12 protein-coding genes are annotated in these 17,932 nt (G+C 46.5%); all 12 read right to left on the bottom strand.

Annotation, left to right across the window (positions count from 1 at the left end; genetic code table 11):
• Positions 1–82: 82 nt before the first annotated feature.
• Positions 83–802: an RNA polymerase sporulation sigma factor SigE gene (sigE, locus tag SB847_RS03340; protein WP_007409714.1), complete on the bottom strand. Its 720-nt coding sequence runs from the start codon at positions 800–802 to the stop codon at positions 83–85.
• Positions 803–859: 57 nt separating this feature from the next.
• Complete coding sequence (gene spoIIGA, locus SB847_RS03335; protein WP_101669570.1) at positions 860–1,789, bottom strand: sigma-E processing peptidase SpoIIGA; 930 nt, start codon at positions 1,787–1,789, stop codon at positions 860–862.
• Positions 1,790–2,004: 215 nt separating this feature from the next.
• Complete coding sequence (locus SB847_RS03330) at positions 2,005–6,300, bottom strand: S8 family peptidase (protein WP_101669571.1); 4,296 nt, start codon at positions 6,298–6,300, stop codon at positions 2,005–2,007.
• Positions 6,301–6,572: 272 nt separating this feature from the next.
• Positions 6,573–7,721, bottom strand: a complete 1,149-nt coding sequence (gene ftsZ / locus SB847_RS03325; RefSeq protein WP_044801395.1) for a cell division protein FtsZ — start codon at positions 7,719–7,721, stop codon at positions 6,573–6,575.
• A 35-nt stretch (positions 7,722–7,756) separates the two neighbouring features.
• Entirely contained in the window at positions 7,757–9,070 is a 1,314-nt protein-coding gene (ftsA, locus tag SB847_RS03320; protein ID WP_003154425.1) for a cell division protein FtsA, read from the bottom strand.
• 548 nt (positions 9,071–9,618) lie between these two features.
• Positions 9,619–10,407, bottom strand: a complete 789-nt coding sequence (locus SB847_RS03315) for a cell division protein FtsQ/DivIB (RefSeq protein ID WP_007409710.1) — start codon at positions 10,405–10,407, stop codon at positions 9,619–9,621.
• A 128-nt stretch (positions 10,408–10,535) separates the two neighbouring features.
• Positions 10,536–11,447: a UDP-N-acetylmuramate dehydrogenase gene (gene murB / locus SB847_RS03310; RefSeq protein WP_101669572.1), complete on the bottom strand. Its 912-nt coding sequence runs from the start codon at positions 11,445–11,447 to the stop codon at positions 10,536–10,538.
• Between the two features lie 25 nt (positions 11,448–11,472).
• The gene (murG, locus tag SB847_RS03305; RefSeq protein ID WP_014417719.1) at positions 11,473–12,564 is read right to left on the bottom strand and encodes an undecaprenyldiphospho-muramoylpentapeptide beta-N-acetylglucosaminyltransferase; all 1,092 of its coding nucleotides are present in this window, start codon (positions 12,562–12,564) and stop codon (positions 11,473–11,475) included.
• Positions 12,565–12,680: 116 nt separating this feature from the next.
• Positions 12,681–13,781 carry a stage V sporulation protein E gene (gene spoVE / locus SB847_RS03300; protein WP_003154430.1) on the bottom strand — a complete coding sequence of 367 codons (1,101 nt, stop codon included), beginning with the start codon at positions 13,779–13,781 and terminating at the stop codon, positions 12,681–12,683.
• A gap of 58 nt (positions 13,782–13,839) precedes the next feature.
• On the bottom strand, positions 13,840–15,195 hold the full coding sequence (gene murD / locus SB847_RS03295; protein ID WP_101669573.1) for a UDP-N-acetylmuramoyl-L-alanine--D-glutamate ligase: 1,356 nt from the start codon (positions 15,193–15,195) through the stop codon (positions 13,840–13,842).
• Positions 15,196–16,170, bottom strand: coding sequence for a phospho-N-acetylmuramoyl-pentapeptide-transferase (mraY, locus tag SB847_RS03290; RefSeq protein WP_007409707.1), 975 nt, complete (start codon positions 16,168–16,170; stop codon positions 15,196–15,198).
• 107 nt (positions 16,171–16,277) lie between these two features.
• Positions 16,278–17,750 carry a UDP-N-acetylmuramoyl-L-alanyl-D-glutamate--2,6-diaminopimelate ligase gene (locus SB847_RS03285; RefSeq protein ID WP_003154436.1) on the bottom strand — a complete coding sequence of 491 codons (1,473 nt, stop codon included), beginning with the start codon at positions 17,748–17,750 and terminating at the stop codon, positions 16,278–16,280.
• Positions 17,751–17,932 lie beyond the last annotated feature (182 nt).

The raw sequence follows: 17,932 nt of genomic DNA, 5'->3' as shown, positions 1-17,932 counted from the left end.
AATATGCACCGCCATTTTACAGAAATAAACATCCGGCGACGGCAATCCTTGCAGCAGTAAGGGCTGTCAGATGGAAAAAATTTTACACCATTTTGTTAAACTCTTTTCTCAGTCTTTTGATAATCCGCTTTTCGAGCCGGGAGATATAAGATTGTGAAATCCCCATCATGTCGGCTACATCTTTTTGTGTTTTTTCTTCTTCTCCGACAAGCCCGAAACGCAGTTCCATAATCTGCTTTTCTCTTTCGTTTAATTGCTCAAGCGCTTTTTTCAAAAGTTTTTTATCCACATTGGCTTCAATGTCTTTTGTAATAATATCATCATCAGTGCCGAGCACATCCGAAAGCAGCAGCTCGTTTCCGTCCCAATCAATATTCAGCGGTTCATCAAAGGACACCTCTGAACGGATTTTATTGTTTCGGCGCAAGTACATTAAAATTTCGTTTTCGATACATCGCGACGCGTAGGTGGCGAGTTTGATTTTCTTTTCCGGATTAAAAGTGTTTACCGCTTTGATCAAACCGATGGTGCCGATGCTGATTAAGTCCTCGATATTGATGCCGGTATTTTCGAATTTGCGGGCAATGTAAACGACAAGACGTAAGTTTCTCTCAATCAGAATGGCCCGCGCCGCCTGATCCCCGCTCGGCAGCTTTAATAAGAGCACCTGCTCCTCTTCTTTAGACAAAGGCGGCGGCAGCGCCTCGCTTCCTCCTATGTAATACACTTCATCGCTTTTCAGTCCGAGTTTCATCAGCCATTTATACCACAAATATGTCAGACGCAGCTTAAGTTTTTTCATCTTCCTCCCCCTTCTAAATACAACGCGTTTTGAGTATGATGAATAACAGACTTTTCGTCAGGAAACATGTTTTACAGCCTTCCCTGTCAGCATCTTCGGATGAACGATTCCGTCAAATTCACCGTCCGCGGATAATGGTTTCGTGCTGATGCCGATCAGGCATTTTTCACAAGCGATCATTTCGTCTTTTGTTAAAATCGTGACGTAATCCGGCTTTAAACAGAGTAAAAATTGATTGTCCTGGCCGACGCCCCTGTATGGAATCAGCCTCAGCTTATCCGCATGGCGGAACGAATCATCAAGCCGCTCTATCACTTCAAGCGGACTGGCGGATTTGATGAGGTCCGTTTCCTTTTCGCTGAGAATCGGAGCGAATTTGTCAATGTGAAGAATCATGACCGGCGTTTTCGTCAGCGGATCATACAGCTGATTCCCGGAATCCACCAATCCTTTCGCGCGGATTGTCTGTCCGCTGAATTCCGCCTGCACCATGACAAGTTCATCGTACTGAATGGACTTCGTCTCGATGTCTTCAATTCTCTTTTTCGAAAAAAACCATATGGCCGGAAATCCGATAACTACAAACATCCAGCTGATCGGGTCGCCGAATCCGGTCTGGCTTGTGACCATTACGCCTTGCTGCACAATTGATTCTGTCTGCAGCAGGGAATGTACGCCGATCATTCCCCCGCCGACGAGAAAAGTCGCGAAATAAAAGGCGAACAAATTTTGAAAAAAGTATCGGAACCGTTTAAAGCCAAAAGCCGCAAGCACGATGACTACTGAAAACGCCATTTTTCCCGCCGGATGCTCCACAAAGGGAGAAACAGGCGTAAACATCAGAAGCACAATGGCTGACCCGATGAAACCGCCGGCGGCCACTCTTCTTTTTTTCACCTGGCGTTTTAAAATAAAGGCGGTCAATAAAAGCAAAAGAGAATCAAAACAAAAGTTCAACAGCCAAATGACATCCAGATAGATTTTCACATCTGACCCCTTTCCTCTTTTGTCTTACATATCTGTTTCTCTCTCTTGTTTCATAAGTATAAAGCAAGCTCTGTGGGAAAGTCTGTCAATTAATGTTGAGGGTAAAGTACAATTTTTAAGGGATAACCGTTTTATTTGTCGAGGGCCGAAAGGGTTGCTTTCCTATTGTCCGCTTCAACTAAAAAAGCGCTGCCGTGATCTGGCAGCGCTCTGTTTTACTCATTGATATAAAGTTTTCCTTTAGCCGTCTGTCTCGTTTCATTTCCGTAGTCATCTCTAGCGATAACGTCAATTTTTGCTCCGCTTGCTTTGATGGAAGAAGTCGCCGTCCAGTAACCCTCATATCGTCCCGGAGAAATTTCTCTCAGCGGAAGCTCCGTTGCGTTTTGGCTCCCTGCCCGGGCGTTTGTCAGAGGCAGACGGATAACGAAGGAAGCGTCTAATTTCTTTCCGCTTGAAAAAGCGATTTTCACTGATTCTCCGGCTTTTAATTCCTTATCCGCTCCGGGAACCAATCCGGAAATGACGGGAGCATTGTAATTGACATCGATCACCGTCTTTTTCGTTGTTTTGTTACCCGCTTCATCTGAGGCCGTCACCTTGATCTCATTGCTGCCGTTTTCCAGGAGGGTTCTCGCTTGATAAGAACCGTTATTTACTTCAGCTTTTTTTCCGTTCACCTTTACCCATTTTAAATGGGCGTCGTGCACTTTTCCTTTTACGGTCACTGTTTCTTTATTTGTTTTATCACCGTTTGCCGGACTGTCAATCGTCACATCCGGCTTATCCTCATCCAGTATGACCATGACAGGGCGTGACTCATCGGTTGACCCGCTGTCTGTCACAGATGCCGCCGTCAGCCGATTGGCATCTTTAGTGAGTGTGACGCCGGCCTGGAAATTGCCTTCTGCATCTGCTTTCGTTTCTGCGGCGGTTTTACCGTTATTGGTAAGACGGACAGCGGTTTTTGGTGAAGCCGTTCCTTTCACCGTGATTGACTTCTTGTTTGTAAATGACCGGTCTTCAGGCGACGTTATGTCAGGCACAGAAGCTTCGTAGTCGACCAAAGCCCTGATCATAAAGTTTCCGTCTGATTTATCGGTTTTAGACCAGCGGCCGTCGAGGTATTGCCAGTTTCTGTTCGAGTACGGACTGCCGTCATCAGATGACAGGGCAGGTGTATAAGGATCGGGTTTCGTCTGGCGGAACACAAGATAAAAATCCTTTCCGACCGCGATTCCTTTTGAGCTGAGATCCACTTTGGTCCATTCTCCGTTTCGAAGCGCTTCAGCTTGGAACGGGCCGGCAATTTTGCTGCCCGGAGCTCCATCGGGGCCGGATGCATCATATACTTCTGCTTGAAATTCGGTACCTCCCGGATCAGGCCAGTCTGCGCCCCAAAATTTAAAAAGGCCTCCCGTCAGCATACCGTGTTCTTTTCCGTCTTTAAGCGTCATCTTAACGGCAGATTTGCTGCCGGCTTTAAAATATGACAGCGCGGCTTCTTCCGTCCCGTTATCATAGGCAATTTCCCCTTCATAACCGATATACGGCTTAAGCTTGACGTTTTTTTCAGCATCTCCTTTGATGTCAACAGAAAATTCGCTATTGTAAAAGCCTTTTGCCGCTACTTTGATTGTGTAGGAGCCTTCGTACGCCTTAAGCGAATATTCCCCTTTATCGTTTGTCACCGCCGGTTCAATTGCGGCATCCTCGGCCACATAAAGCGCAGCCCCTTTTACCGGTTTGCCTGTTGACTGATTGGTGATGGTTCCTTTTAGCGTGCCGGACGGCATTTGCTCCAGAGTAAAGTCTGCCTGTGCGGTTTTGTCTGATTGAATAGAAACTTGTTTCGAAGCGGACTTAAATCCGTAAGCCTCTGCTTTCAGCGTATAGCTTCCCGCCTTATGCGACAGGCTGTAGCTTCCGCTTGCAGGGTCGGAATATACGGATTTCCCCGTCTCGGCGACACTGATTTGCGCTCTGAGAGGCAGGAGGTTTGTTTCACGTTTTACTCTTTTTCCGGGTGATTTCACTGCCGGTTTGGCCTGTTTCGGACTGACGGCTTTTTTCTTCAGGTGGCCGGGAGGTGTTTGTCTATTGTGTTTACTTTTTTTAGCCGCCTTGCCGAGAGAGCTGCTTGAAAGCCGGACATCATCGATATACCATCCGTCTTCATTCAGTACTTCGTCTGACTGCATATTAAACATGAGTTTTATGTTTTGGCCTTTATACGCAGATAAATCTGCCTCTTCATCGTTCCATCCTGCGGAGTCACCATTGTAAACGGCCGCCTGCTCCCAATTTGATTTTCCTTCCGGAAGAACGAACACATACCCGTAATCAAAAAATTCTTCGAGCTTGTGCCAGCTTTTAAATTGCAAAAACAGCCGTCCTGTTTCCGGAACTTGAATCGGAGGCATCACCAAATTCATGTTGGCTGAATCGGCATAAGGGCCGGACAGATTCGTCGCATACACTTTATCTCCGGAAAATGCGGCGCCGGGCCCTGAACCCGGGATCCCCCATTCCCATTGGTCATGTGTCCCGTAACTGGACCAGCCCGCCGGCTGTGATTCAAAATCCTCTTTGTATCCCGCCGTAATGCTCGGTTTCACGTCAGCCCGGTACGTATCAGATTCTACAGAGTGACCTCCGAAATCTTTTATGGTCCATTTATAACTTATCTTGCTTCCCGTTACATCCAGAATTTCCGCCTGGTATGTTCCCTTTTTTTCATCACCGCTTTTTTGAACGGCGGCTGTCGTTTTCCACTCTCCTTCATCAAACTGATAGGAAAGGATGACTTCAGTTACGCTTACATCGTCTTCTGCTGTAACCGTTAACGGAAGGTTTGCCCCTTTGTAAGCCACTGAGACCGGTTCATGATGAAAGCTGGGCGGATTGTGATCTTCGCCCGCAGAAGTGACCTTGCCTTCTACGCTTCCGATTCCGTCCGTTACGGCAGAAACGGCATCAAAAGCGTTAACGAGACCGTGGCCGTAACCGTTATTCGGTGATTCCGGAAAAACGGAATCTGTCAGCTTTTCCGCGGTGCGCGTCAAAACGTCTTCCATTTCATCGACCGTAATAGAGGCGTTCGCCTGCCTTAACAAAGCCGCCGTCGCCGCCACATGCGGCCCGGCCATTGAAGTTCCGTCCCAGCCGCCTTCGTATGTTCCTCCAGGAATCGAAGAACGGATATTCACTCCCGGAGCCGAAATGTCCGGTTTTGTTTCATGATACGGTGAGGGGCCTTGAAGTGAGAAATCAGCGAGTTTCTTGTCGATGTCAGTCGCACCTGTCGCAAATGCTTCAGGATAATTGGCCGGATTTGCAATTGAACCCGGTCCTCCCGGTGTAAATAAGTCTTCATTTCCCGCAGAGAATTCCGGAAAAATCCCTGCCGCTCTCCACGCATTCACCATATCGCGGTACCACTCGTCCATTCCCGAACCGCCTGCCCAGGAATTATTAACAACATCCGGCGCCATCTCGGGATGCGGCGTGCCGTTTTTATCTTTAGGCGCGAGCACCCATTCACCGGCATCCAAAATATCGGCATCGGTTCCTCCGTCATCTGAAAATGCTTTTACTGCGATCCATTTCGCCCCCGGAGCCACACCTATTTGATTTGAGCCGTCAGGTTCTGAACCCGTCATGGTCCCTGTTACATGAGTACCGTGTTCAAGATCATCGTAGGGAGCGTCTTTATGGGACACGGCATCATACCAGTTCATTTCATGATTCGGCGCTGCGGGATTTTCAGGATCGTAACCCCGGTATTTTTCCTTAAGCGCCGGATGATCCCACTGAACTCCCGTATCAATGGAGGCGACAACCGTGCCGGTTCCGTCGTATCCTGAGGCCCAGGCCTGCGGCGCATCAATTTGGCTGATATTCCATTCGATGCCTTCCTTTGCTTTGATCTCTTTTTGTTTTTTCTTCATTTGAAAAGGAGCTTTTGATTGTCGTTGAGTAAGCTGACGTTTTTCATTCGGAAGAACTTTTTCTACTTCAGGAAATGAGGCGGCTTTTTCCATTACCTCTTTCGAAGCAGTGACTGCCATTCCGTTGACAATATAATAGGAATGGATGTGATCAGCCTTGCCTTTCTTTTTTTGTTTTTCCAAATATGTTTTCAGATTCTGCTGCGCTTCATGAGCCGCCAGTTTTAAAGAAGAAACGACGGCTGACCGTTTTTGATATTCGGTTTTTGCTGCGGAAAGCGATTGAGACTTGGCGTTTTTTTCTGCTTCTTTGACCGCTTTTTTCGTATTGGCTTTCTCTTTAAATTTGATAAGAAACGTGACTTTATCATTTTTTTCAAAACGCTTCTTGACTGAATCGGAAATCTTATGCTGAATGCTCTTAGAGGAAGAAAGATCTTTGGTGAAAGAAACTGCCCCCGGTGTGCTGTTCGCTCCGGCTGCACCCGGAAACAACAGGGAACTGACGACAATCGCGCTTAAAACGGAGCCTGTCAATCTGTTTCTCGTTTTTTTCTTCAATCGTATCCCCCCTTATTTGGTAACGCCCTATAAAATGTGTATCCCTCCTTCATAATTGGAATCGTTTGTCATTTTCGATGCTGTACGTTAAATGTAGACAATCTTCCATCCAGATATTGTCACATTCTGTAGAAAACCGTATGAAACTAAAAAACAATCAATTCGTCATAGGTATAAAGTTGCTTTTTTCACTGTGTAGATTACGGGGATAGGAAGGAAGACTGTGCACAAAAGAAAAAGGACAAAACCATGTGGTCTTGTCCTTTTTTACATCAGCCGCGTTTGTTGCGGTTTCTTAAAAATGTAGGAATGTCGAGGGCATCATCCGCCGGCTGTGATGTATGGCGGTTCACCGTGTTTTGATGCTGTGTTTCTTCTCGTTTCGGCTCACGTTTCGCAGCGTTTTGGCCTTGAGACTTCAATCCTTGGTTTAAAGTCGGACGCTGCGGTTTTGAGTCATCTTTTTCCTGTTCGATAAAACCGGTCGCAATAACGGTGACGACGATTTCATCTTTCAGATTTTCATTGATAACTGAACCGAAAATCATGTTGACATCAGGGTCAGATGCAGAAGCGACGATGTCGGCTGCTTCCTGCACTTCGTAGAGGCTCAGGTTTGTACCTCCCGTGATGTTCATCAAAACACCTTGCGCTCCGTCGATTGCCGCTTCCAGTAACGGACTGGAGATCGCCTTTTTGGCGGCTTCAGCAGCACGGCTTTCGCCCGTAGCGATCCCGATACCCATCAATGCTGAACCTTTGTTGGACATGATGGTTTTGACATCGGCAAAGTCCAAGTTGATTAAACCAGGCGTCGCGATGAGGTCAGAGATACCTTGCACCCCTTGGCGAAGCACGTTATCAGCTTCACGGAATGCTTCAAGCATCGGTGTGTTTTTATCGACAATTTCAAGAATGCGGTCATTCGGAATAACGATCAGTGTGTCAACGGCTTCTTTCATTGCCGTGATACCGCCTGCAGCCTGCAGCTGGCGTTTTCTTCCTTCAAATGTAAACGGTCTTGTTACGACACCGACAGTCAAAGCGCCTAAGTCCTTTGCGATTTGCGCGATAACCGGTGCGGCTCCCGTTCCGGTACCGCCTCCCATTCCGGCTGTAACGAACACCATGTCAGCGCCTTTCAGCGCTTCTTCGATTTGTTCCTTACTTTCTTCAGCGGCTTTTTTGCCGACTTCCGGATTCGCTCCCGCTCCGAGACCGCGGGTCAGCTTTTCCCCGATCTGCATTTTCACTTCCGCTTTTGACAGGTTAAGAGCTTGCGCGTCCGTGTTTACCGCAATGTACTCTACACCCTGTACTTCATTTTCAATCATTCGGTTGACCGCGTTATTACCGCCGCCTCCTACTCCGATTACTTTAATTGATGCTAAGCCGTCTATGTTTGTTTCGAAATCCAACATGCTAAATCCTCCTAATCTGCCGAATGACTATCAATCTATTCCCAAAACATGCTTAATAGTTTTTTCATTTTGCTCGGTTTGTTGTGTTCGGCTTGTGTTTTTTGTTTTGCTTTTGGACGCTGCTGCGCCTCTGGCCGCTGATGATGTTCTTCTTCGTGAGAGACCGCGATTTCCTGCACGGCTTCTTCCGGCATATGAAAGCCTATTTTTCTTCCCTGAATTCTGGCATTTCGGCAGGCAAATTGTATCAAGCCGACACCCGTCATATACTGAGGGTCTCTTACACCGATATAATTCGGGCTTGCGACCCTTACATTGTGCCTCAGCACTTCCTGTGCCAATGAAAGCACTCCGGGCATTGCGGCCTGTCCGCCGGTCAGCACAAAGCCGCCGGGCAGATCTGTAATTCCCATATGCTCAATTTCGGCTGCGGCAATCTCAAGAATCTCTTCCACTCTTGCTTCAATAATATTGGCAATTTCCTGCTGTGTAAAAGATTGCTTTTGATTCGTTCCTATGACGGTGACTTCAAATACTTCATCTTCTGAAGCCTCATCGTAGAATGCATGTCCGAATTGTTTTTTTACTCTTTCAGCCTCTTCGGTGGAAGTGCGCAATCCGATCGATACATCTTTCGTGATGTTTTCGCCTCCGAGCGGAATGACGGCTGTCTCCTTCAGGTGCCCCTGTTCAAATACCGCCACCGTCGTCGAGCCGCCGCCGATATCAATCATGGCGACTCCGAGGTTTTTTTCGTCTTTTGACAAAGCCGCCGAACCGGCCGCAAGCGGCTGCAGGCAGATATCAGTAATTTCAACGCCCGCTCTCTCCACACAGCGAAGTAAATTATGTAAGATCGTTTTGGAGCCGGTAATCAGCGTGCCCTCTACTTCCAAGCGCACGCCGAGCATTTTTTTCGGATCGGTAATTTCGTCTCTTCCGTCAACGATAAACTGTTTAGGAACGACGTCTACGATCAGCTGCTCATGCGGAACTGACACGACCTGTGCCGCTTCCATTACCCTGCGGACGTCTTCAACGTGAATTTCTTTGTTTTCACTGGAAACAGCGACAACGCCGTTCGTATCTTGAATATGAATATAATTTCCATTAACGCCGACAATGGCTTTTTTCAGCGGAAAACCTACCATTCTTTCAGCTTGGTCAAACGCTTTTCTTATAGAATGAACGGTTTCATCTATATCAACGATTGAGCCTTTTTTCAACCCTTCAGACGGCACATTTCCCACTCCGATAATGTTAAGGGAATCATCTGTCATTTCTCCGACGATCACTTTTGTATTGGACGTACCGATGTCAAGACTGACGTAAAGTTCATTGTTGTTCATTCTATGGCACCTCCTCACATTTCGATCAAATTCTATTCTATTATTTGCGGAACAACAATACAATGAATGTGGCTTTACAAGTGTGTAACAAAAACAACAGCATCAACAAATTCTTATCTGATTTCTCACAATTTATGTTTAATGAAACTATTCGTTATATTCTATGTATATCCTCTTTTATATCGCATTTTTTTTATTTTTTTAGAGACGGCCCACCTTACCGTAAGATTTCTTGTCACGGTGTCATACTGTGCAATCCAGATGCAAATATACCCGCTTTCCCTTAGTCTACACTAAGATGAACCTCCAGAAAAGCTATAGATATTGCCAGAAACATCCGAAAAAAGAAGAAACAGGAGGAAAATTCCAAATGTAATGCTCACTGCAGAAGACACGCCCATTGCATTGAGAATTTTCCGCTTGTCCGGCAGCCATATCCCGCGCAAAAACAAACATAGTCATAATGATTCCGCTATCGGTTATATCGGCTGCCCCGCTGATTGTAATAGATTCTTTTGAACCGCCTTTAAATTAGTTCTTTAGAACTATTAATCATTTTCTTTTTTCTTGCCGGATTTACCTTTGTTAAATTCTTCAAAATACGTAGCGACTTCTAAGTGGATAATCCCCTTTTTCCCGCCATCCAGCTGGGAAACGATAGAAGGATAGGTCTTCATTCGGCCGGCAAACGTTTTAATAGAAGCGGTAACTACATACCCGTCGTTCATATACAGCTTGATCCGGTCCTGATCCATTTTTACCGGTGTATAATAGATTTCAGAAATCGACTGCTTAAGCGAACCGGAAAGCTTATCAAGCTGCTCCGCCATTTTGACCCGCTTTTTCGCGTTTGTCCAGTCAACCAAAATCGGGCCCGCGTCATCCGGCGTGACTTCGTTCGGCAGCACAGTGCCGTTTTCGAGCACTTCATAATACACATCATGTCGCTGCAGATACGCGATCGTCTTGTATTCTTCAATGTGAATGCTGACTTTGTTAGGAAATACTTTTGAAAGTTCCGCCTTTTTCACCAGCTTATTCTGCTCAATCTTTTCTTCTGTTTGTTTCTTGTTCAGACTCCAGAACTCGGTTTGTCCGTTATGTATATCAGAAAGCGCGTTGATCTCTTTTACAGACACGTTTTCGTTTCCGGAAACGGTGACAGAAGACACTTTGCTGATCGGCATCTGCAAGTACACGATGATTAGCACCATCATAAAAAAGAGCACAATGAATGAAATCAGCCGGCGGTTTGCTTTTTGTTTCCGCTGCTCTTTGATTTTCGGAATCCGCTCTTCAATATTTACGATTTTTTCTCTTTCATGATTTGGGTTCACTGCCTGTCCACCTCACTAAGAATGAAACAGCTTGACATTCGTCTGATTGAAAAACAAACGGCATGCTGTGATGCCGTTTGACATTTGTTAAAAGTATATCACATGAGCTCATGTAATCAGAGAACCTTTTAACGATTCCCTCCGATGATTTCAACTTCTGTATGCATGTCAACATCATACTGCTCACGGATTGTCTTTTTCACATATTCAATCAGATCGAGAACGTCCTTGGCAGTCGCTCCGCCAGCATTGACGATAAAATTCCCGTGCATTTCGGACACTTTCGCTCCGCCGATCTGATATCCTTTTAATCCCGCTTTTTCAACGAGGTTTCCGGCATGATTCGGCAGCGGATTTCTGAATATGCTTCCGGCGCATGGGCTTGAATACGGTTGAGTATTTTTTCTGTAATCTTTGTTCTGCTGCATTTGCGCCGTAATGGCTTCCCGTTCCTTTTGCTCAAGCTGAAGAACTGCCTCGAGACAGACGCCGGGACGTTTTTTCTGCAAAACAGACGTTCTGTAGCTGAAATCCATCTCTTCGTTCGTCAGCCATTCGATTGTGCCGTCTTCAAATAAGATACGGGCTTTCACAAGAATCTCACTCATATCAGATCCGTGCGCCCCGGCATTCATATAGACGGCTCCGCCGATTGATCCGGGAATGCCCGCTGCAAATTCGAGACCGGACATTCCTTTTTTACTCATGGAAGTCGCAAGCCGGACGACCGAATAGCCGCCTCCGACCGTCACCTGATCACCGTCAATCTCCAAATGATCCAGACCCGCGCCCAGTTTGATGACAACTCCTCTTATGCCTTCATCAAGCACGAGCAGATTTGAACCGCGGCCGATAACCGTCCATGGCAGATCATGTTTTTTCACAATATCCATAATATCTTTGACCGCTTCCACACGGTTGGGGATGATCAAAATGTCCGCCGGACCGCCGATTTTCATCGTTGTATGGTTCGCGAGCGGTTCTTGTTCCAGCACTTTGCCGACTTCGCGGTCTCTTAATTCCTGAATTACGTTCTCCATCATAAACCTCCGCATTCCATTTGCTCTATTTTTTTATGTCTTCCATGATACTGTACAGTCTGGCTGCCGCATCCGGAACACCGAGTGATTTTGTCCGCTCACTCATGTCTTTTAAGGTTTCTTCATTCATGACGATTTTGTCCAGCGCAGCGATCAGTTTTTCTCCGCTGAGCTCGGTTTCCTTCAGTACGATCGCAGCGTCATGCTGGCTGAGCGCCTTCGCATTGACTTCCTGGTGATTGGCTGTCACATACGGGCTCGGAATAAGCACGCTCGGAATGCCGAGAGCGGTGATCTCCGCAATCGTCGTCGCTCCGGCTCTGGCCACAATGACATCAATTGATTGTAAGTACTCCGGCATTTGGTGCAAAAACGGTTTTGTCACCATATTATCAGCGGCTTTTCCGCCTTTCAGCTCAGCCGTTACCTTCTCGTAATGCACTTCCCCGGTAATATAAAGCACTTGGTAAGGTCTCGTTTTCAATTCTTCCTGCATATCTATAACGGCACGGTTAATGGGAGCCGCGCCTCTGCTTCCGCCGAAAATGAGCACCGTTTTTTGATTGTCTTTCAGCCCGAACTCAGTTAATGAGCGGCCTGTCTTAATTGAGACGACTTCAGAGGCTCTCGGGTTTCCCGTAAACACAACTTTTTCAGCAGGAAAATGCGATTTTGCCTCTTCAAAGCAAATTGCCACCTTATTAACATATTTCGAGAGAAACTTATTTGTGATGCCGGGCAGGCTGTTTTGCTCATGAATGATCGTCGGAATTCCCATTTTTGCCGCCGCGTATACGACCGGACCGCATACATAGCCGCCTGTACCGATAACGGCATCCGGTTTAAACTCTTTTAAATATGATTTGCTTTTCGTCACGCCTTTTAAGAAACGCATGACGGTTTTTACATTTTCAAAAGAAAGTTTTCGTTTGAAACCTGTAATTTCAATGGCGCGGAACGGGATATTTTCCCGTTCAACAATTTTTTTCTCAAGACCGTTCTCTGTTCCGATATACAAAAATTCCACATCCGGATGCCGGCGCTGAACTTCTTTAATAAAGGCCAGGGCCGGATAAATATGTCCTCCGGTTCCGCCTCCGCTTACTGCAATACGCATTCGTATGTCCCCCTTAATCACATAGCGATAACCCTGTTTTTTAGGACAGGGTTATTGATGTTGTCTGTTTTTTTATAGATAACGAATAAATCATGAGTGATGAGGCAAGATACAGATCAATACCTCGAGTACCGGCTGACATTTAAAAGCACGCCGACCGCTGCGAGCATCAGCGTCAGTGATGAGCCTCCGTAGCTTAAAAACGGCAGCGTAATTCCTGTTACCGGGATCAGCCCCGTCACAACACCGATATTAATCATGACTTGAATAGCTATCATAGAAATAATACCGATGGCGACAAAGCTTCCGTATAAATCCGGCGCGCCGAGGGCAATCCTGACGCCCCGCCATAATAAAATACTGAACAGCAGCAATATGAGCGAACCGCCGATAAAGCCGAGTTCCTCAGATAAAATAGCAAAAATGAAATCGGTTTGCGGCTCCGGCAGGTAAAAAAACTTTTGCCGGCTTTGGCCGAGCCCCATCCCGAACAGTCCGCCCGGACCTACGGCATAGAGCGACTGAATGATCTGAAATCCGCTTCCAAGCGGATCCTCCCACGGGTTTAAGTAAGAGGTAATCCGTTTAATCCGATAAGGAGCGGACAGAACTAGCGCCGCAAATCCGCTTAAACCGATGAGTCCGAGAAACGCAAAATGAGCGATTCGCGCACCGGAAACAAAAATCATCACGATGCACGTGCCCACCATTACCGTCCCCGTTCCCAGGTCCGGCTGGCACATAATAATAATAAATGCAGAAAACACGATTCCGAGCGCGGGAACGAATCCGCGTCTGAATGACGTAATATTCTTCTGTTTTTCAGAAAGAAATTTAGCCAGAAACGCGATCATCGCGAGTTTCATAAACTCCGAAGGCTGAATGCTGAACGCTCCCACTCCGATCCAGCTTCTTGAACCGTTCCGCACCATTCCGACTCCCGGAATCAGCACAAGCACAAGCAGAAAAAAGCAAATGATCAGAAGCAGCTTCGACCATGTGCGCCATGTCCAATAATCCACATTCATAATGAAAAACATGGCAATGACGCCGATTCCCGCAAACAGCAGCTGCCGTTTCGCGAAGAAAAACGAGTCGTCAAATTTATAATCCGCCCATACCGCACTTGCACTGTAGACCATAATTAATCCTATTGTTAAAAGCAATAACGTAATGATAACTAATAACAAATCAGGCGCTGTTTTTTTAGTAGTCAAAGCAATCGACACCCCAAGCATAAGTCATTTAGGGCTGCCGATGAACAGAGACAAGCCCTTACTTAAGCATATGCACGGCATCTATAAACATGTCACCGCGTTCTTCAAATGTTTTGAACTGATCCCAGCTTGCACACGCGGGTGACAAGAGGATGACGTCTCCTTCATTTGAGAGCGCAAACGCCGCAGATACTGCTTGTTCAACATTATCGACACGTTTGACATGTTGTATTCCCAGCTCATTGCCCAGTTTTTCTATCTTCGGCGCTGTCTGTCCGAACGTCAGGACCGCTTTGACATTGTCCATATACGGTTTCAGGTCGTCAAAACCGTTGCCGCGGTCCAGTCCGCCTGCAAGCAGAATAACCGGAGCTTTGAACGCGGAGAGCGCTTTGCTTGTGGCCAAAATATTCGTCGCTTTGCTGTCATTATAAAATTTACGATTCTGGATCGCTGTTACATACTGCAGACGGTGTTTAACACCGGTAAAGCTTGTCAGCACCTTCTGAATCGCTTTATTAGATGCGCCCGCCGTTTTTGCCGCGGCTACAGCGGCTAAAATATTTTCTAAATTGTGCGCGCCCGGCAGTACGATGTCATCAACAGGCAGAATCGCTTCATCACCGAACATCAGCATTCCGTCTTTAATGAATGCGCCGCTTGACAGTTCCTGGTGAACTGAAAACGGAACGGTGCCGGCTTTTCCGCTTTCGGCAAGCCGCACGACTGTTTCATCGCTTTGATTCACGATGGCCGTATCACTCTCAAGCTGATGAAGATACACGTTCTGCTTAGCTTTTTCATAGTTTTCACGGCTGTGATGGTAATCCAAATGAGCGTCAAACACATTTAAAATCAGGCCGATTTCAGGTCTGAACGCATGAGTCCCCATAAGCTGGAACGAAGAAAGCTCTGTGACGATCCATTCATCACCGTCAGCATGGTAAGCCACTTCACTGGCGACAGTGCCGATATTCCCTGCGATCAGCGCCTTTATCGAATCAGCTTTCAGCATTTCATAAATCAGGGTCGTCGTTGTTGTTTTCCCGTTTGAACCTGTAATGCCGATGAATTTTGCATTGGTGATATAATACGCAAGCTCGATTTCCGTCCAGACCGGGATACCTCTTTTTTGCGCTTCCTCCACCATGATATTTTCATACGGGATTCCGGGATTTTTGATCAGAATGGTAATGTGATACTGATCAAAAAGTGACGTCGGATGCTCACCGCAGATGACCTCAATTCCTCTTTCTGCAAGCCTTTGGGCAGGTTCGTTCTCTTCAAAGGCTTTTTGATCATTCACGACGACGTTAACGCCTTTTTCATGAAGAATCGACGCAGCCGCATATCCGCTTTTCGCCAGTCCGAGGACCATAAAGTTTTGTTTTTGCAAAAAAAGTTCGTTTTCCACTTATAACCACACCTCGATGTAAATTCCTAAAACGGCAAGCAGCAGTCCCGCAGTCCAGAATGTGACGACAACTCTCCATTCAGACCATCCGACCAATTCGTAATGGTGGTGAAGCGGACTCATCTTAAAGATTCGTTTTCCTGTCGTTTTAAAGCTGATGACTTGTAAGATAACAGATAAGGTCTCAATAACAAATACTCCGCCGATAATGACGAGCAGAATTTCAAGCTTCGTCAAAATGGCAACGGTCACGATCGCTCCTCCGAGCGCAAGCGAACCGGTATCCCCCATAAATACCTTGGCGGGATGGGCGTTGAATACAAGAAAACCGAGAACGGCGCCGACAACGGCAACCGAGAAAATCGCAACGTCATATTGTGACTGGTTCCACGCAAGGATGGCGAAAGCTCCGAATGCGATAGCCGCGGTACCGGACAAGAGACCGTCCAGACCGTCTGTCAGGTTGACGGCATTTGAACCTCCGACAAGCATAAAGAGAACGAGGATAAAGTATCCCCAGCCGAGATCGATTGACAGATGTGTGCCCGGCACCCTGATGCCGGTTGAAAAATGGCAATAATGATATACTCCGTAAAATACAATGGCAATAATGATCTGGCCGATCAATTTCTGCTTCGACGTCAATCCGAGATTCCGTTTCATTACTACTTTAATATAGTCATCCAGAAAGCCGAGCAGGCCGTATCCGATCGTGACAAACAGCAGAAGAAACATTTCCGCGCTCAGATGCGAAAATTTCTGCGTCATGACAATCGCCGTAATGGCGATGGATACAATAATCATGACCCCGCCCATCGTCGGCGTCCCTGATTTTTTCATATGTGATTTCGGCCCCTCTTCCCTGATACTTTGGCCGAATTTTAAACGTCTTAAAAACGGGATAAGAATCGGAGATATCAGAACACTGATCAAAAATCCCATTATTATTGTAAATAAAATCACTTGCTCAAGCATTGCTCTTTTCTCCTCCCGTTTCGTTCAAACGACATACGTATTTATCATATTCACATTGTGTCCCCGTAATTCTATTCATTTCCCTCATTCTAACACTCTTTCCTGTTTTACTTTTTATTCAGCTCAACAATAGCTCTTCCCGCTACTTCGGCGTCATCAAAGTCGAATGTTTCATTGCCGATCTGCTGATAGGTTTCATGCCCTTTCCCGGCAATCAGAACCACATCTCCCTTTTTCGCGTTGGCAATGGCAAAAAAGATAGCCTGCTCGCGGTTTGCGATACTGTGATAGTAGGTGCCTTCTACCCCTCTTTCCATATCTCTTAATATGGCCAGCGGGTCCTCGCTTCTCGGGTTATCTGAAGTGAAAATCGGTTCGTCGGCAATCCGTACCGCAATTTCCGCCATTTTCGGGCGTTTCGTTTTGTCCCGGTCTCCGCCGCATCCGACGACGACGAAAAGCTTGCCTTCTGTCATGTCTTTACATGTATTCAGAACGTTTTCCAGACTGTCAGGCGTGTGCGCATAATCGACGACCACAGGAAACGGCTGATTGTGATTCACCAGTTCAAACCGGCCTCTGACACCTTGCAGCTCTTCAAGAGCGCTTGTGATCGTATCAAACGGCAGACCCGCTGCGATCGCTGTCGCCGCTGCAGCCAGTACGTTATACACGTTGAAGCGGCCGACGAGTGAAACCGTGATCTGCTTTGTTCCTTTTGGCGTAACGAGTTCAAAGCTTGTGCCTTGCGCAGAGATCTCGATTTGTTTCGCCATGACATCGGCATCGTTCTCGATTCCGTATGTAAGGATGTGCGCCGCCGTCACTTTTTCAAAATAAGCACTGGCTTTGTCATCTGCGTTTAAAACGGCCCGCTTCGGCTTTTCATGGTTAAAGGAGCCGCCCAGCTGGGAAAACAGGAGGCTTTTAGCCTGTCTGTAGTCTTCCATCGTCTTGTGATAATCTAAATGGTCCTGCGTCAGGTTCGTGAATACGGCGATATCATAATCGCAGCCGTGAACCCTGCCGAGTGACAGAGCGTGAGAAGACACTTCCATAATAGCTGTGTCAACATGCTCATCATTCATTTTCTTGAACGTTTTTTGCAGTGTGACGCTTTCGGGCGTTGTATTTTTGACCGGGAATGTCTCATCCCCGATTTTAATGTACATCGTTCCGATTAAACCGGTCTGTCTTCCCGCTTTTTTAAAAATCTCATCAACCATGTGCGTCGTTGATGTTTTGCCGTTTGTTCCGGTGATGCCGATAAGCTGAAGCTGCTTTGTCGGCTGCCCGTAAAACGCGTCAGAAAGAACGCTGAGCGCCCGCTGTGACCGGCGGACGATAATGACAGGAACATCGACGTCAAGCTCTTTCTCGGCAACGATGGCCGCCGCGCCGTTTTCTGCGGCTTTTTGGGCGAAATCATGTCCGTCTACCGTATACCCTTTTATACACACAAAAAGACTCCCTTTTCTCACTTCCCTGGAGTCCATCTCAATTGAAGTTATGTCAGGGTCATGAAAGTCATTTTGAACAGGTTCGGCCATTAAATATGTAAGCAGCTTTGTAAGTTTCATTGTATCAAACCTCTCAGAAATTCTATTCATTCTTTTATCATGATAACCGTTTATAAAAGTCAGAATGGCTTTTAAACATACAGTTCATATTTTAGCGTAAATAAAAGGATACATCCAGTTAATCTTAAAAGTTATCTTCTTTTTTTCTCTTTATGATAAGAGGCAGCCGAAAACAATCGGCT

The organism is Bacillus sp. SIMBA_026, assembly GCF_046535335.1.
Lineage (GTDB): Bacteria > Bacillota > Bacilli > Bacillales > Bacillaceae > Bacillus > Bacillus velezensis.
This window is presented reverse-complemented; position numbering and strand designations above follow the sequence as displayed.

Bases quoted from the DNA above. Each gene is read 5' to 3' on its own strand.
- sigE (WP_007409714.1), bottom strand. From the start codon at position 802: ATGAAAAAACTTAAGCTGCGTCTGACATATTTGTGGTATAAATGGCTG.
- ftsZ (WP_044801395.1), bottom strand. From the start codon at position 7,721: ATGTTGGATTTCGAAACAAACATAGACGGCTTAGCATCAATTAAAGTA.
- ftsA (WP_003154425.1), bottom strand. From the start codon at position 9,070: ATGAACAACAATGAACTTTACGTCAGTCTTGACATCGGTACGTCCAAT.
- murB (WP_101669572.1), bottom strand. From the start codon at position 11,447: ATGGAGAACGTAATTCAGGAATTAAGAGACCGCGAAGTCGGCAAAGTG.
- murG (WP_014417719.1), bottom strand. From the start codon at position 12,564: ATGCGTATTGCAGTAAGCGGAGGCGGAACCGGAGGACATATTTATCCG.
- mraY (WP_007409707.1), bottom strand. From the start codon at position 16,170: ATGCTTGAGCAAGTGATTTTATTTACAATAATAATGGGATTTTTGATC.
- SB847_RS03285 (WP_003154436.1), bottom strand. From the start codon at position 17,750: ATGAAACTTACAAAGCTGCTTACATATTTAATGGCCGAACCTGTTCAA.